This is a genomic window from Leifsonia sp. GW821-FHT13C09 (assembly GCF_058806435.1).
The window spans coordinates 88,824-107,124 of record NZ_JBXAPS010000006.1 but is presented as its reverse complement, the minus strand read 5'-3'; the positions used below and the strand labels follow the sequence as shown (position 1 = coordinate 107,124).

Here is an 18,301-nt window from a genome sequence, read left to right as displayed (position 1 = left end):
CTAACAGGCCCGCGCGGAGAACGCGGCTGGGTCATGCGCCACTAGCTCAACGGATAGAGCATCTGACTACGGATCAGAAGGTTGGGGGTTCGAATCCCTCGTGGCGCACAGTGTGAAACACAAGACTGGTTGAGACAGTATGAGGAAGCCCCGGCGGAGAGCCGGGGCTTTTTCGTTGGCTTCTCCGAACGTCGTTGCGACTCGAAGCGTGCGGAAGATAAGTCGGCGGGCCGCCGGCCGTTGTCGCCAGTCGCGGCCCGCCTCACTAGGAGAGAGCTTGCCACGTCGCGATGATGATGTGCGCACCGCAACGCGTTCTGCTCAAACGAGCAGGCGAAAAGTCACCCCAGCTCGTACGTCAGGTGCGTCGCCGTCGTGGTGACCACGACCTCCCGCTGTACGAGCTCGCGCGGCCGGGACCCCTTGAACAGCGGTGTGCCCGCGCCGAGGATGATCGGCGACAGGTGCAGCACGAGCGTGTCGACCAGGCCCGCGGCGAGCGCCGAGCCGACGAGGGCGCCGCCGCCCATGAGGATCGCGTCCAGGTCGGCGCCGCGCTCCGCGGAGACCGCTTCGGCGCGCGAGCGGGCCGCGGCGACCGCGTCCTCCAGGCCGGTCGTGACGAAGGTCCAATCCAGGCCGGTCAGGCGCACCGAAGACGGTGCCGACCTCGTCACGACGACGAACGACGGCTTGCCCACCTCGGTGGCGCCGTAGCCCAGCTCGTCGCTCCAACCGCCCGGGCCGTCCACGACGTCGAAGAGGTTGCGACCCATGACCACGGCGCCCGAGCGCTGCGTCGCCGCGGCGAGGATGCGCTTGTCGTCGGGGTCGTCGGAGAACACCCAGCGGTGCAGCGGCTCTCCCCCGGTGCCGAGCCCGTTGCCGGGGCCGGCGTCGGGGCCCGTGACGAAACCGTCCAGCGAGACGGTGATGTCGGCGACGACCCTGGTCATCGCGATCAGCCCCTCGCCAGCAGTTCGTCCAGCTTCTCGTAGCCCTCGCGCATCCCGTACTCCATGCCCGAGGCGATCATAGCCTCCAGCGCCTCCTTCGAGGGGAACACCGAGTGGCCCGCGAGCCTGGTGCGGCCGCCTGGGAGCGGCTCGAAGCGCAGGAGGTCGAGGCTCACCTGGTCGGGTGCGCCGAGGAACTCGAACGTCTGGATGATGAGCTCGTTCTCGACCACGGTGTGGATGACGCCGCGGAACCCGTAGACGGCGCCGTCGGCGTCCCTCTGCTCGAAGGCGTAGCCCCCTCCGGTGCGGAAGTCCCAGTGGGTGATCGTGTTGTCGAGGCTTCGGGGGCCGATCCACTGCACGTACAGGGCGGGGTCGGCGTGGGCGCGGAAGACCGCTTCGACGGGAGCCTCGAACTCCCGCGTGATGTCGGCGTACGAGGTGCCGGGCACGGCATCGATGACGACCGGGTTGGTCATGATTCCTTCTCCTTGGTTCGCGTGCTCTGTTCCGGTGAGGATGCCGGGGGCGCTGCGAGCAGGGCATCGAGTCTGCGGTACTGCTGCTCGGCCTCCAGGCGGTACCGATCGATCCACGAGGTCACGCGCTCCAGCGCGGCGGCGTCGAGGTGCACGGGGCGCCGCTGCGCCTCGCGAGTGCGCCACACGAGCCCGGCGGACTCGAGCACGGCGATGTGCTTGGACACCGCCTGCAGGCTGATCTCGAACGGCTCTGCCAGCTCGTTGACCGTCGCCGGCCCCCGGCTGAGCCGCGCCACCATCGCGCGACGCACCGGGTCGGACAGGGCCGCGAAGGCCCGGTCGAGCTGATCGTCCGCCATTGTCAATCCGTCCGTTTATCAATTAATCGGTTGAATAAGCATAAAGCAGGACGATCGAGCCGTCAACCCCTGCGCGATCGACCCAAGAGGGTACGGTCGGCTCAGGAGCGCACGGACGGCTCAGGACGGCACAGTCGGCTCAGGGCCGCAGGGCCGCGCTCTCGACCCCGGGCACGTCGCCCAGGTAATCCCGGAGGCGCTCCAGCCCCTCCGTCGTCGGGGACGCGTGTTCGCCCACCACGACCACCCGGCCGCCCGACGCGACGGCGGCGGCCAGGCCGGCCTCCGCGTCCTCGAACACGACGCAGCGATCGATCGCGACGCCCAGCCGCTCAGCGGCGAGCAGGTAGCCCTGCGGGTCGGGCTTGCCGCGGGACACATCCTCAGCGGTGACCAGCACAGATGGGACCGAGACGCCGGCCGCTTCCAGTCGCGCGACGGCGAGCTCGCGCGGCGCGCTGGTGACGATCGCGACCGGGACGCCGGCCGCGGCGAGCGCCGCCAGCAGCGCCGCCGCTCCCGGCACCTCCACGATGCCGTCGGTGCGCGTGACCTCCTCGGCGACGAGCCCGGCGACCAGCTCGGCCCGGCGCTCGGCGGGGAGGCCCGGCAGGAAGTGTGCGACGGTGTCGGCCGCCTGCCTGCCGTGCGCGTAGGCGAGGATCTCGGTGGGGTCGAGGTCGTGGCGCCGGCCGAACTCGCTCCAGACGGCCTCGACCACCGCGTGGGAGTCGACGAGCGTGCCGTCCATGTCGAAGAGGAATCCGGATGCGCTGATCTCCATCGGGCCAGCCTAGGCGGCGCCCGTGACCGGACGCCGCGGGCTGCCGTGGATCAGCGTCCCGTGGTCCGGGCGTCCTGCGCGGCGCGCAGGTCGGCGAGCCCGCGCTCGGTCTCGCGGGTGACGCGGCCGCCGCGTGCGGCGACCGCCGCGGGGAGCCAGTCGCTCAGCACGAAGCGACGGCGGCGCGGCGGGATCGGCTCGCCGCCATTGGTGCGGACCGGGCGGGCCACCCAGCCGTGTTCGATTCCTTGTGCCCAGGTTCCATTTGCCATGTCATCAACGTTACGACCGAAAATATTCGGCCACCATATGGCTTCAGGTCTATCTTCGCAAAGATACGGCCAGTACACTCGAAGCCATGTTGAAGAGTGTGGCCGTGCCCGTCATCGACGAGTTCGCGATGTTCGAGTTCGGCGTCATCTGCGAGGTGTTCGGGCTCGACCGCAGCTACGCGGGGATCGAGCCGTTCGACTTCCGGGTCTGCTCGGCGACACCGGGCGAGCCCATCCGGAACGAGACCGGCGTGCAGCTCATCGCGCCCTACGGGCTGGAGGCGATGGAGGACGCCGATCTCATCGCGGTGCCCGCCGCCACCATCCGCGAGCAGTACCCGGAGGAGCTGCTCGACGGGCTCCGGCGCGCGCACGCCCGCGGCGCCATCCTGCTCAGCGTCTGCTCGGGTGCGTTCGTGCTCGGCGCCGCGGGCCTGCTCGACGGCCGGGAGGTCACGACGCACTGGCGCCACGCCGACGCCCTGCAGCGCCGCTTCCCGCTCGCGCGGGTGAACCCGGATGTGCTCTTCATCGACGACGGCACGATCATCACCAGCGCCGGCACGTCCGCCGGCATCGACGCCTGCCTCCACCTGGTGCGCCGGGAGCTGGGCAGCGCCGTCGCCAACACGATCGCGCGCAACATGGTCGTCCCGCCGCAGCGCGACGGCGGCCAGCGGCAGTACATCGAGCGGCCGGTCTCCGACTGCGAGGACGACACTTTCAGCGAACTGCTCGACCACCTCAGCAGCACCCTGGACGAGAACCACACCGTCTCCGGGCTCGCCGCCCGCACCCACATGTCGACCAGGAGCTTCTCGCGCCGCTTCGTCGCCGAGACCGGGGTGCCGCCGATGCAGTGGCTCACGACCCAGCGCGTCCTGCACGCCCGGCTGCTGCTGGAGACCACCGAGCTGCCGATCGAGGAGGTCGCCCGGCGCAGCGGGTTCGCGAGCGCCACACTGCTGCGGCACCACTTCGACTCGGAGGTCGGCGTTCCGCCCACGCGCTACCGGGCGGCGTTCGCGCGGCGCTGAGCTCGGCGCTGAGGCGGAACAATCCGCCGGCGCGGTGGTTGACTCCAAGGACGACCCCCGCCGACGGAAGGACCCCCATGGCCACGCAGATCCAGTACGACCGCCTCGGCGACCCCGACGTGCTCGAGGTCGCGACGGTCCCGGATCCGGTCGCCCCCGACGACGGCGTGGTGGTGGAGGTGCGCGCCGCTGGCGTGAACCCGATCGACGGCAAACTGCGCAGCGGCGGCCGCCCGAGCGCGCCGATCACGGCGCCGCGGGTCCCGGGAGCGGACGCGGCGGGAGTCGTGCTCTCGGTCGGGGCGGACGTGGACGACTGGGCGCCCGGCGACGAGGTGGTCGTCCGCAACGCGCGCGGCGCCTACACGACGCACCTGGTCGCACCGGCCTCCCACCTCGTCCGCAAGCCCGCGCCGGTGAGCTGGGAGCAGGCGGCGGCGATCGGCGTCCCGGTCGGGACCGCCCACCAGGCACTGGTCTCGCTCGGCGTCGGGCCGGGGACGACCCTCCTGATCCACGGCGGCTCCGGCAGTGTCGGGAGGGCGGCGATCCAGCTCGCCCGGCGGATGGGCGCGACCGTGGTCGCGACCGGGTCGACCGCGAACCACGGACGGCTGAGCGAGCTCGGCGCGACCCCCGTGGCGTACGGCGACGGGCTGCTGGACCGGCTCCGCGCAGCCGCGCCGGGCGGCTACGACCTCATCCTCGACGCGATCGGGTCCGACGAGGCATTGGAGACGTCCTTCGCGCTGGTGGAGGACCGCTCCCGGATCGGCACGATCGTCGTCGGGCCGCGCGCGGCTGAGCTCGGCATCCGCGCCTGGGGAGGCGGGAACCCCGTTCCGATGACCGCCGATGAGCTGCGCCTCCGCGACGAGGCTTACGCGCTCGCGCTCGACCTCCTCGCCGACGGCGGGCTCGAGGTGGACATCGCGCGCACCTTCCCACTGGTGCAGGCCGCTGACGCCGCGCGGCTGGTCGAAGCCGGACATCCCGGCGGGAAGGTGATCCTGCTGCCGTGACGCCGTGATCAGTGGTGCAGCAACCGGCGATGCACGGCGTGCGCGACCGGGAGGTCGTCCCCGCGGTAGTGCTTGAGCAACCGCCAGTTGCGCAGCGCCAGCTGGGTGAACACCACCACGGTCACCACGCCGCACACGACGATCCCCCACGCCCGCGGGTTCTCTCCCTCGGTCGGGATGAGCACGGTGAGCGCGACCGTGGAGATCAGGGCGAGGACGGCGAACAGCATTCCCAGCCCGACGCGACGCAGCGCCCGGGCGCGCTCCACACGGTCGCCCATGCTGCGCAAGCTACTCCGGGTGACGGGCGTGCGCCAGGTTGTACACGCGGCTCCAGCCGAGCTCGAAGCCGACCTCGTCGATCCGGCCCTCGTCCCGCGCGCGCTCCAGGGCGAGCAGCGCGGCGAGGGAGGCCGTGACCAGCCGTTCGTCGCCGTACGTCTCGTACTGCTCGCCGACCGCGACCGTGGAGCAGCGGATCACCCGGCACTCCCCCCACACCCGGCGCGTCGCGACCACAGCCACGACGAAGCCTGCGACGTAGACGCCCACCAGCGCGCCGATCGCCAGGACCGCCGGGGCCGGGGCGAGCACGAGCGCGGGGATCAGCGCCAGCAGGCCGCCGACGGCGGCCCAGCGCCGGCGGAAGATGATCGCGCGGCGCTCGGCGGACGTCGTCCCCGGGGGGTAGACGAACAGCCGGCGCGCGCTCACGCCGGTGCGTGCGGTGTACAGGGCGGACGTCTCCTCGAACCAGCCCCAGGCGTGGGCGCCTTCGAAGAACCGCTTCGCCTTTCCGCGCGCGGGAGGTCGCTCGATCGTCGTCACGGATATCGGTCTACGCCGCTTGCGGCGCGGTCGCGTGCATCCTGACGGAATCCATGCGCTCAGCGGGCGGACCCACACGGTTCGCAAACGGCGCAGGTCCCGACGCGGTCATTCGGCGGTCGCACTGCCGCCGAACTTCTCCTGCCACTCCGCGTACGTGTGGTCCCTCGCCAGCGGGCACTCGCAGCGGATCAGGATCGGCTGACCGGTCGCCACACTGGTCGCGCGCTCGACGTGCGGCACGGTCGGCCCGGAATCGGACAGGGCGCGACGAGACTGCGAGTTCATGGATGCGAGTATCGGGTGCGCCTGCCGCGGGTCCCGCGCGCCGTCGCCGCGCGACCTGAGCTGACACGCAGGATTTCACCTCGGCAATACCGCTCCGACGCCTCCTGGCGCGGCCGCAGCCTCTCCTGTTCTGGCGTCTGTGCTGGCGTCGCCGGTCGCTGGCAGGATGAGGCCATGTCAGTCTCCTTCTTCCAGCCGGACGGACTCGTCCGCAGCGCTGCCTTCAGCCACGTGGCCGTCGTCCCGGCCGGGTCGGCGACGGTCTATCTCGGCGGACAGAACGGCGTCGACGAGACCGGCGCACTGGTGTCGCCGGAGGTCGGCCCTCAGGCGGCGCGCGCCCTCGACAATGCGGCGGTCGCACTCGCGGCCGCGGGAGCCACCCTCGACGACGTGGTGCAGTGGTTCGTCGTCATCGACGTCGCCGCCGACCTCGGCGCGGCCTACGGAGCAATCGCGCCCCGGCTCGCGCGCGAGGGAGCGCCGCCGCTCGTGACCGCGTCGCGCGTCGCTGGGCTCGGCGTGCCGGGGGCGCTGATCGAGATCAGCGCGGTCGCCGCGCTTCCGTCCTGAGCCGTTCGGCACGAAAGGCCGGTGACGCGAAAGCCCCCGCCCACGTGGACGGGGGCGGGGGCTTTCGTCAGGACGGGTCAGTGCTTGAAGGCGTCCTTCACCTTCTCGCCGGCGTTCTTGAGGTCCGCCTTGGCCTGGTCGCCCTTGCCCTCGGCTTCGAGGCGCTCGTCGCCGGTCGCCTTGCCGGTGGCCTCCTTGGCCTTGCCGCCCGCGTTCTCCGCGGCGTTGCCGATCTTGTCGTCGAGTCCCATCGTTGTCCCCTTTCGCTAGGTTCGCCGGAAACGTTCCCACCCCGCCGGGGATCGGTCCAGAGTGCACGGGGCTGCGGGTTTTTCAACCCCTCCCTCCTCCACAAAGCGCGTGCAAGCACGGGTTTTCCACGGGAATGTCCACCCCCTTCCAGCGGGGTTCGCCGCGCGAAAGAATCCATGGTGTGAGCCACGACGTCCCGACCAGCACCTACCGCCTCCAGATCACGCCCGACTTCACGCTCAGGGACGCCGCGCAGGTGCTCGGCTACCTGCGCCGCCTCGGCGTGGGGGCGGTCTACCTGTCGCCGCTGCTCCAGTCGGCCGCGGGATCGGCACACGGGTACGACGTGGTCGACCCCACCCGGGTCGACGAGGCGCGCGGCGGACCGGAGGCGCTCCGCGAGTTCGCGGACGCCGCCCACCGCCGCGGCCTCCAGGTGATCGTGGACATCGTGCCGAACCATCTCGGCGTCGCCGTGCCGAGCGAGAACCCGTGGTGGTGGGATGTCCTCCGCTTCGGCCAGGAGTCCGCGTACGCCGGGCACTTCGACATCGACTGGCTGTTCGGCGGCGGCCGGCTGCGCATCCCGGTCCTCGGCGACGGACCGGACGAGGAGGACGCGCTGCGCGTCGTGGACGGCGAGCTGCGCTACTACGACCACCGGTTCCCGATCGCGCCCGGCACCGAATTCGCGTCGCCCCGCGAGGTGCACGCGCGGCAGCATTACGAGCTGGTCTCCTGGCGCCGCGCCGACGCCGAGCTCAACTACCGCCGCTTCTTCGCGGTCAACTCGCTGGCCGGCGTGCGGGTGGAGGAGCCGCGGGTCTTCGAGGACACGCACGCCGAGATCGCGCGCTGGGTGCGCGAAGGGCTCGTCGACGGCCTCCGCGTGGATCACCCGGACGGCCTCCGCGACCCCGGCGACTACCTGCGACGGCTCGCCGAGCTGGCCGACGGGCGCCCGGTCTGGGTCGAGAAGATCCTGGAGGGCGACGAGCGCATCCCGAGCTGGCCGATCGCCGGGACCACCGGGTACGACGCACTCGGGATCGTCGACCGGGTGTTCGTGGACCCGGCGGGCGAGGAGCCGCTGACGGCCCTGGCGGAAGAGCACGACGAGCGCGAGGAGAGCAGGGACTGGGCGGGACTCGTGCACCGCCGCAAGCGGGCGGCGGCGGACGGGCTCCTGCGGTCGGAGGTCCTGCGGGTCGTGCGCGACCTCGGCCCGACGGACGGCGACACCGACTCCCTGGCCGACGCGGTGGCCGAGCTGGCGGCGGCGTTCCCGGTCTATCGGAGCTACCTGCCCTTCGGCGCCGACCACCTCCGCGCCGCGCTCGACGCCGCCGCGGCAACACGGCCCGACCTCGCCGACGCGCTCCGCACACTCGGGGCCGCGTTCGAGCCGGCCTCCGGCGGCGACCTCGCGCCGGCCTCCGCGCGTTTCCAGCAGACCAGTGGCGCGATCATGGCCAAGGGGGTGGAGGACAACGCCTTCTACCGGTACACCCGGTTGGTCTCGCTGACCGAGGTCGGCGGCGACCCGTCGGAGTTCGCGGTGAGCGTGGCGGACTTCCATCGCCTGCAGCAGGAGCGCCTCGCCGGGCTCCCGCACTCGCTGACGACGCTCAGCACGCACGACACCAAGCGCAGCGAAGACACCCGGGCGCGCATCGCCGTGCTCGCGGAGCTGCCCGAGCGCTGGGATCGCTTCCTCGCAGCGGTCCGGCAGCGCGTGACGATCGGCGACGGGTCGCTCGAGAACCTGCTCTGGCAGTCGATCGTGGGAGCGTGGCCTGCCTCCCGCGAGCGCCTCCAGGCCTACGCGCTCAAGGCGGCGCGGGAGGCCGGCGCGAGCACGAACTGGACCGACCCTTCCCCGGCCTTCGAGGACGCGATGCGCGAACTGGTGGACGCCGCGTTCGACGACCAGCGCGTTGCGGCGGAGGTCGCGGCGATCGCCGCGATCGTCGACGCCCCGGGCGCGAGCAACGGCCTCGGCGCGAAGCTCGTCCAGCTGACGATGCCGGGCGTCCCCGACGTCTACCAGGGCTCGGAGCGGTGGGAGCGCTCGCTGGTCGACCCCGACAACCGCCGGCCGGTGGAGTTCGACGCCGCCGCCGGGCTGCTCGCGCACCTCGACGAAGGCTGGCTGCCGCCCCTCGACTCGTCGGGGGCGGCGAAACTGCTGGTGACCTCCCGGGCGCTGCGGTTGCGCAAGGAGCGACCCGAGCTCTTCGCGGAGTACCGGCCGGTGATGGCCGACGGCGAGCGCGCGGAGCACCTCGTGGCGTTCGACCGCGGCGGTGTCGTCACCCTGGCCACCCGGCTGCCGGTCGGGTTGGCGCACGCAGGAGGGTGGGGCGACACGAGCGTGGATCTCGGAGCGGAGGCCTACCGGGACGAGCTGACCGGCCGCGAGGTGAGCGGCCGGACGCCGCTCGCGGAGCTGTTCGACCGGTACCCCGTCGCGCTGCTGGCGGTGGTCCGATGAGTGCGCGCACCTTCCCCGTGTGGGCGCCCGGCGCGGGCGCGGTGGAGGTGGAGATCGCGGGGTCCGGACGGCATCCGCTCCAGCAGGACGAGCGCGGCTGGTGGAGGCTGCCCGCCCCGCTCGGCAGTGGACTCGACAGTGGAACCGACCCGGTCGACTACGGCTTCGTCGTCGACGGCGAGGGGCCGTTCCCCGACCCGCGCTCGCGGCGCCAGCCGGACGGCGTCCACGCGCTCACCCGCACCTGGGACCCTGGCTGCTTCGCCTGGACCGACCATGACTGGCGGCCCGGCCCGCTCACCGGTCGCGTGATCTACGAGCTCCACCTGGGTACCTTCACCCCCGAGGGGACCCTCGACGCCGCGGCCGCGCGCCTCGACCACCTCGTGGAGCTCGGCGTGGACGCCGTCGAGCTGCTGCCGGTCAACGCGTTCAACGGGACGCACGGGTGGGGCTACGACGGGGTCCTCTGGTTCGCGGTGCACGAGCCGTACGGCGGTCCCGACGCCTACCAGCGGTTCGTCGACGCCTGTCACGGCCGAGGCATCGCGGTCATCCAGGACGTCGTCTACAACCACCTCGGCCCGAGCGGTAACTACCTGCCGAAGTTCGGCCCCTACCTCAGCGAGGGGCGCAACACCTGGGGCTCGTCCGTCAACCTCGACGGGCCAGGCTCCGGCGAAGTGCGGCGGCTCATCCTGGACAACGCCGCGTTCTGGCTGCGCGACATGCATGTGGACGGCCTGCGGCTGGACGCCGTGCACGCGCTCCGCGACAGCAGCGCCGAGCACATCCTCGAAGCGCTCGCCAGGGAGGCGGCCGGCATCCGCGAGACGACCGGCCGGCCGGCGACGCTCATCGCCGAGAGCGACCTCAACGACCCGAAGCTGATCCGCGAACGGAGCAGCCACGGCTACGGCCTCGACGCCCAGTGGGACGACGACGTGCATCACGCGGTCCACGTCAACCTGACCGGCGAGACGAGCGGGTACTACGCCGACTTCGCAGGGCCGCAGGCGCTGATCAAGGTCTTCGAGCGCGGCTTCTTCCACGACGGCACCTGGTCGAGCTTCCGCGAACGGAACCACGGCCGCCCGCTCGACGCCGACATCCCGTTCACCCGCCTGGTCGCCTTCAGCCAGGACCACGACCAGATCGGCAACCGCGCGATCGGCGACCGGCTCACGGCGACCCTCGACGAGGGGCGGCTCGCGGTCGCGGCCGCCGTGATCCTGCTCGGCCCGTTCACGCCGATGCTGTTCATGGGAGAGGAGTGGGGCGCGACCACCCCCTGGCCGTTCTTCAGCTCGCACCCCGAGCCCGAGCTGGCGGAGGCGACTCGCACGGGACGCATCGAGGAGTTCGCCCGAATGGGCTGGGACCCGGACGTGGTCCCCGACCCGCAGGACCCGGCCACCTTCGAGAGCGCCCGCCTCGACTGGGCCGAACCCGCCCGGCCGACCCACGCCCGCCTGCTCGCCTGGTACCGCCGCCTCATCGAGCTGCGCCGGGAGCTGCCGGCCGACGCGCGGGCGACGGATGTGACCTGCGTGGACGGCCTGTTCGCGTACACCCGCGGCGGGCTGCGCGTGGAGGCCGCCCTAAGCGGAGTGGGACTCCCACCCGCGGCCGAGGAGAGGGTCACGGAGGCCGTGTTCGACCAGGCGGTGCGGGTCACGCGCGTTGCCGACCGGAACTGAACGGCGGGAGACGCGACCGCGCGCGACTCAGCGCGTCCCGACCCCGCCGGCGATTCCGCAGATCAGGCGCCGCTGCAGGACCAGATACAGGATCACGATCGGCAGCGCGATGAGCACCCCGGCGGCAGACAGAAGCGAGTAGTTCGTCATGTGCTGCCCCTGGAAGAACGCCAGCCCGAGAGGGGCGGTCCGGAGCTGGTCCTGGGTGATCATCACCAGCGGGATGAGGAATTCGTTCCAGGTCCACATCCCGACGAGCACGGCCATCGTGCCGATCGACGGCCACGATGCCGGGACCAGCACCCGCCAGAGCAGGCGGCTGTCGCTCGCGCCGTCGAGCCGCGCCGCCTCGATGATCTCACCCGGGAACGCGCGGAAGTGGTTGCGCATCCAGAATGCGGCGAACCCCAGCGACTGCGCGGTCTGCGGCAGGATCAGCGCCCAGTAGGTGTCGGTGAGGCCGGCGGTGCGCAGGTTGAAGTAGAGCGGGATGATGAACGCCTCCTCTGGGAGCATGAGCCCCACGAGCAGGACGAAGAAGAGGACCCCGGAGCCCGGGAAGGTCATGCGCGCGAAGGCGTAGCCCGCGAGGGTCGCCAGCACGAACGTGAGCACAACGACGGCGACGGCGACGAGCACACTGGAGGCCATGTACGTCGAGAAGTGACCTTCCGTCCAGGCGTCGGTGTAATTCTGAAGCCGGACGGTCCGCGGGAGCTGGAATCCGCCGGCGTTGTCGGCTGCGGGGATCACCGACGAGAAGAGAACGCCGACGAGCGGCAGGAGCGCGAACAGCGCGAAGACGCTCAGGATGATGTAGTCGACGGTCTTCTCGACCCTGCCGATTCTCATGCGTTCTCCTTCGGCTGCAGGCGGGTGATCAGCCACGAGATCACCATGATGAGCACGGTCAGGGCGATCGCGACGGCTGCCGCCGAGCCGACCTGGCCCGTGTTGAAGGCTCGGTTGAACGCCTCGAACGCCGGCACCGTGGTGCTGGTGCCCGGGCCGCCCTGGGTCGTGATGTAGACGATGTCGAAGGTCTTCAGGGTCGCCGTCACCGTCAGGGTGAGGGCGATGGCGATCTGTCCCCGCAGCGCGGGCAGCGTCACGCCGAAGAACTCGCGCAACGGCCCGGCGCCGTCGATGCGGGCCGCTTCGAAGACGGCCGGCTCGATGCTCTGCACGCCGCCGAGGAAGAGCACCAGGCACAGCCCGGTGTTCACCCAGGTGCCGATGAAGCCGATGGCGATGAGCGCGAAGGTGTAGTCGCCGAGCCACGCCCGAGCCAGGTCGCCCAGCCCGATCGCCGCGAGCGCCTGATTCAGCAGTCCGTGCGGAGCGTAGATCGACACCCAGATGGTGCCGACGACCACCGATGCGATCACCTGCGGCAGGAACAGCACCGTGCGGAAGAAGCCCATCCCGCGCAGGCGGTTGGCATGCGACAGCACGATCGTCAGGGCGAAGCCGAGAACGACCGGCAACGCGGCGTAGAAGAGGAGCAGCACGGAGACGTGCAGGAAGGCGTCGCGCAGCTGGACATCCGTGAACACGGCCGCGTAGTTCTTCAGCCCCGCCCAGGTCGACGCCCCGATGCCGTTCCAGTCGTAGAAGGAGTACTGGAACGTCTGAAGGAGGGGGACGACGATGAACGCGGCCAGCACCAGCACCGACGGCGCGACGTACAAGTAGGCGGCCGGCTGCCACCGACGCCGCACGCGGGTGCGCGGGGCGTCGGTGGCGGTCGCGACGAGGGTCTGAGCCATCACTTGTTTCCGGAGACGAAGCCCGCGTAGTCGGTCTGCAGCGTCTGGGTGAACTGCTGCGGGGAGGTCTTCTGGGCGGTGAGGTCCTGCATGGCCGCGGTCAGCGTCGTGTAGAACGTCGGCGTCGTGTAGTCGAGGTACGGCACGATGCTCTTGCCCGCGGTCAGCGAGGTGTACTGATCGTAGACGCTCGCGTTCAGCGTCCCCGCCTGCGACGTGTGGCCCGCCGGGAGGACCGTCGGGAGGCTGCTCGCGTCGATCATCGTCTGGGCACTGGACTTCCCGGAGATGAAGTCGATGTACGCGGCGGCCGCGTTCGGGTGGGCGGACTTCGACGTGATCGCCCACGCCAGCCCCTCCCCGCCCTGGGTCACCGGCGCGGACGCGCCGGCCGGGGTGAGCGCGACCATCCCGGCGTTCGACTGGCCGAGGGCCTGCCCGATCGTGGACATGTCCCAGGTGCCGTCGATGATGAACGCCGCCTTGCCCTTGCCGAAGTCGGCCACCGCGGCGTCCTGGGAGATCCCGTTCGCGTCGGCGGGCAGATATCCCTTCTGCGCCCAGTCCTGGATGGTCGTGGCAGCGTCGACGTTGGCCTTGTCGGTCCACGCGCCCGACTTGGCGGAGACGAGGTCCTGCACGGCCTTGGCTCCGGCCGTCGCGGCCTGGACCACGCCGTAGAGCTGGATGCCGCGAACCTTCTCGAGGTCGCCGTACGCCATGGGCTGGACGCCGGCGGCCTTCGCCTTGGCCATCGCCGCGGTCAGGTCGTCGAGGCTCTTGGGCGCCTCGACGCCGAGGCTGCTCAGGATCTTCTTGTTGTAGTAGACGCCGACGAACTCGCCGGTGTTCGAGACGCCGTAGAGGTTGCCGGTCTGCCAGTGCTTGCCGTCGGAGCTGAAGGTGTTGAGGGCGAGCAGGTTGGACGGGAAGTAGTGGTCCCAGCCGTACAGCGACGAGTAGTCGTTCAGCGGCGTCAGCATCCCGCCGGAGACGAACGCGCCCATGTCGGGGTAGCCCTGGTTGGCCTGCACGACATCGGGCGGGTTGTTGCCCGACAGGGCGAGCTTCAGCGTCGTCTTCAGGTCGGAGAACGACTGGCTGTTGCGCTTGATGGTGATGTCCGGGTACTTCTTCTCGAACTCCGCGTTGAGCTTCTTCTGCGCGGTGTCGATGTCGCCGGTGTTGTTCTGGTCCCAGACGGTCAGCGTGTACTTCCCGGACTCCACGGTCTTGGACGCCGTGACCTTCGAGGCGTCGGTGCCGGACCCCGACGATCCCGGTGCGCACCCGGCCAGGAGCACTGCGGTCGCCGCAGCGAGCGCGCCGACCGCCAACGCGGTGAACTGCTTCTTCATGGATTTACCTTTCTGTTCCCGTTGTCTGCTGGAGCGGCGCTCGCCGGCTCCAGTCGTGGAGGAAGGCCCATTCGGAGTCCGCGGCGTGTCGTTCGACGAAGCCGATGAGCTCGCGAGGAGTCGGGGCGCTCGCGCCACCGCCCAGGCCCGTCACCGAATAGGCGGCGGTGGCGGTGGCGAAGCGGAGTCGTTCGGCGAGGGTCCACTCCTCGGCGAAGGAGGTCATGAGGGCGGCGGTGAACACGTCGCCCGCGCCGGTCGGGTCGACGGCGGCGACGGGGATGCCGTGCACTTCGGCCTCCTCGCCGTTCGCCGAGTCGACCGCGATGACTCCGGCCGCGCCGCGCGTGACGACGGCGAGGCCGACGTGGTCGGCCAGCGCGCGGGCCGCGGCGGCGGGATCGGTGCTGCGGGTGTACGCGATCGCCTCGTCGTGGTTCGGGATGAAGACATCCACGCGATCGAGTTCGGCGAGCAGCCCGGTGGACCATTCGCCGCTCGCGTCCCAGCCGACGCCGCCGACGAGCACGGTCCCCGCTTCGCGCAGCTCGACGGCCCACGGACTGGCGGCATCGGAGATGCCCAGGTGCGCGGCCGCGACGTCGTCGCGCCGCTGCGGGACGGCGACCGGGTGCTCCTGAACGTAGGTGAGGAAGCCGCGGTCGTGAGGACCCGAGATCGCGACGCTGATCGGCGTCTGGTAGCCCGCTACGGTCGCGAGCTCCTGGACGTCGAGGTTCGGCTCCGCGCGGAGGAGCGCGTGGATGTGGGACCCGATCACGTCGTCGCCCATGGTGGCGACGAGCCGGGAGTCCGCGCCCAGCCGTGCCGCCGCCACCGCCCGGATCGCCGAGCCGCCGGCTGCGATGCCGAAGCGGTCGGCGTAGGTCTCCTGCCCGAGGACCGGGACATCCGCGCCGGTGAAGATCAGGTCGCAGAACACATCGCCGGTGAAGAGCAGGGCCCCGGGTCGGGACAGACGGTGATGCAACAGTTCACTCCTTCGCACTTCTCCGGACGGGATGCGGGACAACGTAACACTCTTGCGCAGGTTTGATCAACTTTGCGCACGTTTGCGTATTTCGTGCATGTTTCGGCTATCGTGATGAGCATGATCGTGAGTGAACGGCGCCAGCGCATCCTGAACGAGCTGCGGACCAGCGGGACCGCCAGCGTCCCCGAGCTGGCCGAGACGCTCGGCGTCAGCCCGTCGACGATCCGCCGCGACCTCGAGATCCTCGATCGCAACGGCGAGCTCACCCGCAGCTACGGCGGCGCCGTCCTCCGCTCGGGCATGACGGTCCAGGAGGGCGCGGAGTCCCCCGAGACGCCCTACGACGACAGCGCCGACATCGACCTGAAAGTCCGGCTGGCCAAGGCCGCCCTCGCCTACGTGCAGGATGGCAGCGTCGTGCTGCTGGACATCGGCACGACCACCCCGTTCCTCGCGCGGATGCTGCGCGGCCGGGACATCACGGTCGTCACCTCGAATCTCGCCGTCTTCGACGAGCTGCGCAACGACAGCGCCGTACGGGTCGTGCTGCTCGGCGGTGTGCTGCGCCGCAACATGCGCACGCTGGTCGGCTCGCTGACCGTGGCGTCCCTGCAGCAGATCACCGCCGACGTGATGTTCCTCTCCTGCACCGGCGTCCGGGCGGGAGGAGCGATCGTCGACGACATGGCCGTCGAGACGCCGCTCAAGCAGGCCATGATCGCGGCGAGCGACAAGGTCGTCCTGCTCGCCAGCGAAGCCAAGTTCCCCGGGACGGGCGCGCTCCGCGTGTGCGCGCTCTCCGACGTCGACGTGCTCGTCACCACGGACGGCGCCCCGGTCGAAGCCATCGAATTGTGCCGCGCGAGCGGCGGAGAGGTCGTGATCGCATGAAGTTGAGCATCCTCGGCGGCGGAGGATTCCGTACGCCCTACGTGTGGCAGGCCATGCTCCGGGACACCGGCAGCCCCCGCGTCGACGAGGTGTGCCTGTACGACGTGGACGCCGAGAAGCTCACGACCATGGCGGCGCTGCTGACCCAGCTCGCCGCGGGCGCTCAGGATGCGCCGCGGCTGACCACGACCACCTCGCTCGACGAGGCGATCGCCGGCAGCGACTTCGTGTTCTCCGCCATCCGCGTCGGCGGACTGGAGGGCCGGCGCTGCGACGAGCACGTCGCGCTCGACCTCGGCGTGCTCGGCCAGGAGACCACCGGTCCCGGCGGGATCGCCTACGCGCTCCGGACAGTGCCCGTGATGGTCGGCGTCGCCGAGACGATCGCCCGGCTGGCCCCGAACGCCTTCGTGATGAACTTCACCAACCCCGCCGGCATCATCACCGAGGCGATGCAGGGCGTGCTCGGCGACCGGGTCGTCGGCATCTGCGACACGCCCTCGGGGCTGGGGCGCCGTGTTGCTGCGGCGCTCGGCGTCGACCAGAGCCGCATCCACATGGACTACGTCGGCCTCAACCACTTGGGGTGGATGCGCGGCGTGTACCACGACGGGCGCAACGTCCTTCCCGAGTTCCTCGCCGATGACCGGCTGCTCGGCGAGCTCGAGGAGGGCCAGGTCTTCGGCGCTGAGTGGATCCGGGAACTCGGCGTGATCCCCAACGAGTACCTGTACTACTACTACTTCAACCGCGACGCGGTGCGCGCCATGATCGAGGCGGGGACGACCCGCGGCGACTTCCTCGCCCGGACGCAGTCCGAGTTCTGGGAGCTCTCCCGCGAGACCGGCGACAAGGCGGATCTCTGGCGCCGCACCGTCGAGCGCCGCAGCGCCTCCTACATGGCGGAGGCGACCGGCGGCACCCAGGACGAGCCCGCGCACCACCACGAGGCCTCCGTCGACCCCGCCGACCAGGGCTACGCGGGCGTCGCCCTCGGCGTCATGAACGCGATCACGCGCAACGAGCAGGCGACCATGATCCTCAACGTGCGCAACCGCGGCACCATCGCCGGCCTCCCGGACGATGCCGTCATCGAGGTACCCACCCTCGTCGACGCCAACGGTGCGCACCCGCTGTCCGTGCCCGCCCCCAGCCTCCACCAGCTCGGCCTGATGGCGCAGGTGAAGGAGGTCGAGCGTCACGCGATCGCCGCGGCGCTGACCGGGTCCGAGTCGGAGGCCCTTCTCGCGTTCGCCCTGCACCCGCTCGTGGAGAGCGTGCCGACCGCGCGCGAACTGCTCCGCGGTTACACCGCCGCGCACCCGCAGCTGGCCGAGCTCTTCGGCGGCGCTCCCGTGGGGGCAGGGCTCGCGCCCGCGGGACACTGATGCGCGTCGTCGTCCTGCCGACCTCCACGGAGGTCGGCGAGGCCGCCGCCGCCGAGATCGCCGCAGTCGTGTCCGAGCGCCCGGACGCCGTGCTGGGGCTCGCCACCGGGGACTCGCCGCTCGGCGCCTACACCGCGCTCGGCCGCCGGGTCGATCGCGGCGAGCTGGACCTCTCACGGACGCGCGGCTTCGCCCTCGACGAGTACGTCGGGCTCGACCCGTCCGACCCGCAGAGCTACAGCAGTGTCATCGAGCGCACGGTCACGACACCGCTGGGGATGCGTCCGGGTGCGGTGCGCGTGCCGGACGGCGCGGCCGCCGACCTCGGTGCGGCCGCCGACGCGTACGAGCGCGCCATCGAGCAGTCCGGCGTCGACATCCAGGTGCTCGGGATCGGCGCGAACGGGCACATCGGCTTCAACGAACCCGGGTCCGCGTTCGACACGCGCACTCGCGTCGTCGCGCTCAGAGAGCGGACCAGGCGGGACAACGCCCGGTTCTTCACGACACCCGCCGACGTGCCGACGCACGCGCTCACGCAGGGATTGGCCACGATCATGCGGGCGCGCCGGATCGTCCTCGTCGCGCTGGGGGAACGGAAGGCAGAGGCGGTCCGGGCCGCGGTCGAGGGACCGGTATCGGCGGACTGCCCGGCGTCGGTGCTCCAGCGCCATCCGGAGGCCCTGCTCATCCTGGACGAGGCCGCGGCGTCGCGGTTAGCGGGCCGCCCCTCTCGTGTCAACCGCTTCCCGGCAGTGTCCGCGCGCAGGTAGCCTGGCGGTCAACCGATCATCGGAGGCACCGTGTCCCAGCTCTGCCCCCTTCTTCGCGCGTCGCGCGTCCCGTCCCGC

The 18,301-nt window shown here is 71.1% G+C and carries 21 protein-coding genes and 1 tRNA gene; 9 read left to right on the top strand and 13 right to left on the bottom strand.

Translation table 11 applies throughout. The features are described 5' to 3' along the window. Window positions 1-35 precede the first annotated feature (35 nt). Window positions 36-108, top strand: a tRNA-Arg gene (locus AC1ROW_RS17890). 233 nt (window positions 109-341) lie between these two features. On the opposite strand, the gene AC1ROW_RS17885 is transcribed toward AC1ROW_RS17890, so the two are convergent. The 5 genes from AC1ROW_RS17885 to AC1ROW_RS17865 form a co-directional block, all read right to left on the bottom strand. Next, window positions 342-956, bottom strand: a complete 615-nt coding sequence (locus tag AC1ROW_RS17885; RefSeq protein ID WP_493020323.1) for a dihydrofolate reductase family protein — start codon at window positions 954-956, stop codon at window positions 342-344. A 5-nt stretch (window positions 957-961) separates the two neighbouring features. After that, complete coding sequence (locus tag AC1ROW_RS17880) at window positions 962-1,438, bottom strand: SRPBCC family protein (protein WP_493020321.1); 477 nt, start codon at window positions 1,436-1,438, stop codon at window positions 962-964. Further along, the gene (locus AC1ROW_RS17875) at window positions 1,435-1,800 is read right to left on the bottom strand and encodes an ArsR/SmtB family transcription factor (RefSeq protein ID WP_493020319.1); all 366 of its coding nucleotides are present in this window, start codon (window positions 1,798-1,800) and stop codon (window positions 1,435-1,437) included. The genes AC1ROW_RS17880 and AC1ROW_RS17875 overlap by 4 nt, the downstream gene beginning before the upstream one ends. 139 nt (window positions 1,801-1,939) lie before the next feature. Continuing rightward, entirely contained in the window at window positions 1,940-2,584 is a 645-nt protein-coding gene (locus AC1ROW_RS17870) for an HAD-IA family hydrolase (RefSeq protein ID WP_493020317.1), read from the bottom strand. Between the two features lie 50 nt (window positions 2,585-2,634). Beyond that, window positions 2,635-2,856, bottom strand: a complete 222-nt coding sequence (locus AC1ROW_RS17865) for a hypothetical protein (RefSeq protein ID WP_493020315.1) — start codon at window positions 2,854-2,856, stop codon at window positions 2,635-2,637. An 86-nt stretch (window positions 2,857-2,942) separates the two neighbouring features. Here AC1ROW_RS17865 and AC1ROW_RS17860 point away from each other — a divergent pair, with 86 nt between their 5' ends. Both AC1ROW_RS17860 and AC1ROW_RS17855 read left to right on the top strand, forming a co-directional pair. Further along, window positions 2,943-3,893, top strand: coding sequence for a helix-turn-helix domain-containing protein (locus AC1ROW_RS17860; protein ID WP_493020313.1), 951 nt, complete (start codon window positions 2,943-2,945; stop codon window positions 3,891-3,893). A 77-nt stretch (window positions 3,894-3,970) separates the two neighbouring features. Then, the gene (locus tag AC1ROW_RS17855) at window positions 3,971-4,915 is read left to right on the top strand and encodes an NADP-dependent oxidoreductase (protein WP_493020311.1); all 945 of its coding nucleotides are present in this window, start codon (window positions 3,971-3,973) and stop codon (window positions 4,913-4,915) included. Between the two features lie 8 nt (window positions 4,916-4,923). On the opposite strand, the gene AC1ROW_RS17850 is transcribed toward AC1ROW_RS17855, so the two are convergent. From AC1ROW_RS17850 to AC1ROW_RS17840, 3 genes are all read right to left on the bottom strand, one after another. Continuing rightward, window positions 4,924-5,196 carry a hypothetical protein gene (locus tag AC1ROW_RS17850; RefSeq protein WP_493020309.1) on the bottom strand — a complete coding sequence of 91 codons (273 nt, stop codon included), beginning with the start codon at window positions 5,194-5,196 and terminating at the stop codon, window positions 4,924-4,926. A gap of 10 nt (window positions 5,197-5,206) precedes the next feature. Continuing rightward, on the bottom strand, window positions 5,207-5,743 hold the full coding sequence (locus tag AC1ROW_RS17845; RefSeq protein ID WP_493020307.1) for a DUF6611 family protein: 537 nt from the start codon (window positions 5,741-5,743) through the stop codon (window positions 5,207-5,209). Window positions 5,744-5,851: 108 nt separating this feature from the next. Continuing rightward, the gene (locus tag AC1ROW_RS17840; RefSeq protein WP_493020305.1) at window positions 5,852-6,031 is read right to left on the bottom strand and encodes a hypothetical protein; all 180 of its coding nucleotides are present in this window, start codon (window positions 6,029-6,031) and stop codon (window positions 5,852-5,854) included. 174 nt (window positions 6,032-6,205) lie between these two features. Here AC1ROW_RS17840 and AC1ROW_RS17835 point away from each other — a divergent pair, with 174 nt between their 5' ends. Then, a complete protein-coding gene (locus AC1ROW_RS17835) occupies window positions 6,206-6,604 on the top strand; it encodes a Rid family hydrolase (RefSeq protein ID WP_493020303.1) in 399 nt (132 codons plus the stop codon). Between the two features lie 77 nt (window positions 6,605-6,681). Here the strand turns inward: AC1ROW_RS17835 and AC1ROW_RS17830 are convergent, their stop codons facing one another. Next, the gene (locus AC1ROW_RS17830) at window positions 6,682-6,855 is read right to left on the bottom strand and encodes a CsbD family protein (protein WP_369961383.1); all 174 of its coding nucleotides are present in this window, start codon (window positions 6,853-6,855) and stop codon (window positions 6,682-6,684) included. Window positions 6,856-7,037: 182 nt separating this feature from the next. Between AC1ROW_RS17830 and treY the strand changes: the two genes are divergently transcribed. Beyond that, window positions 7,038-9,350 (top strand): malto-oligosyltrehalose synthase, encoded by a 2,313-nt coding sequence (treY, locus tag AC1ROW_RS17825; RefSeq protein ID WP_493020301.1) that lies wholly within the window; start codon window positions 7,038-7,040, stop codon window positions 9,348-9,350. Further along, window positions 9,347-11,050: a malto-oligosyltrehalose trehalohydrolase gene (treZ, locus tag AC1ROW_RS17820; RefSeq protein WP_493020299.1), complete on the top strand. Its 1,704-nt coding sequence runs from the start codon at window positions 9,347-9,349 to the stop codon at window positions 11,048-11,050. The genes treY and treZ overlap by 4 nt, the downstream gene beginning before the upstream one ends. A 27-nt stretch (window positions 11,051-11,077) precedes the next feature. On the opposite strand, the gene AC1ROW_RS17815 is transcribed toward treZ, so the two are convergent. The 4 genes from AC1ROW_RS17815 to AC1ROW_RS17800 are packed head-to-tail and all read right to left on the bottom strand — an operon-like array spanning window position 11,078 to window position 15,168. Next, entirely contained in the window at window positions 11,078-11,902 is an 825-nt protein-coding gene (locus tag AC1ROW_RS17815) for a carbohydrate ABC transporter permease (protein WP_493020297.1), read from the bottom strand. After that, complete coding sequence (locus AC1ROW_RS17810) at window positions 11,899-12,819, bottom strand: carbohydrate ABC transporter permease (protein WP_493020295.1); 921 nt, start codon at window positions 12,817-12,819, stop codon at window positions 11,899-11,901. Before AC1ROW_RS17810 ends, AC1ROW_RS17815 begins: the two co-directional genes overlap by 4 nt. Then, window positions 12,819-14,177, bottom strand: a complete 1,359-nt coding sequence (locus AC1ROW_RS17805) for an extracellular solute-binding protein (RefSeq protein ID WP_493020293.1) — start codon at window positions 14,175-14,177, stop codon at window positions 12,819-12,821. Before AC1ROW_RS17805 ends, AC1ROW_RS17810 begins: the two co-directional genes overlap by 1 nt. A 4-nt stretch (window positions 14,178-14,181) precedes the next feature. Beyond that, window positions 14,182-15,168, bottom strand: a complete 987-nt coding sequence (locus AC1ROW_RS17800; RefSeq protein ID WP_493020291.1) for a carbohydrate kinase family protein — start codon at window positions 15,166-15,168, stop codon at window positions 14,182-14,184. 120 nt (window positions 15,169-15,288) lie between these two features. Between AC1ROW_RS17800 and AC1ROW_RS17795 the strand changes: the two genes are divergently transcribed. From AC1ROW_RS17795 to AC1ROW_RS17785, 3 genes are read left to right on the top strand one after another with little or no spacing between them, the layout of a single operon-like run. Continuing rightward, window positions 15,289-16,062 carry a DeoR/GlpR family DNA-binding transcription regulator gene (locus AC1ROW_RS17795; RefSeq protein ID WP_493020289.1) on the top strand — a complete coding sequence of 258 codons (774 nt, stop codon included), beginning with the start codon at window positions 15,289-15,291 and terminating at the stop codon, window positions 16,060-16,062. Next, window positions 16,059-17,450 carry a 6-phospho-beta-glucosidase gene (locus AC1ROW_RS17790; RefSeq protein WP_493020287.1) on the top strand — a complete coding sequence of 464 codons (1,392 nt, stop codon included), beginning with the start codon at window positions 16,059-16,061 and terminating at the stop codon, window positions 17,448-17,450. The genes AC1ROW_RS17795 and AC1ROW_RS17790 overlap by 4 nt, the downstream gene beginning before the upstream one ends. Then, a complete protein-coding gene (locus tag AC1ROW_RS17785; RefSeq protein WP_493020285.1) occupies window positions 17,450-18,223 on the top strand; it encodes a glucosamine-6-phosphate deaminase in 774 nt (257 codons plus the stop codon). Before AC1ROW_RS17790 ends, AC1ROW_RS17785 begins: the two co-directional genes overlap by 1 nt. Window positions 18,224-18,301: the final 78 nt, after the last annotated feature.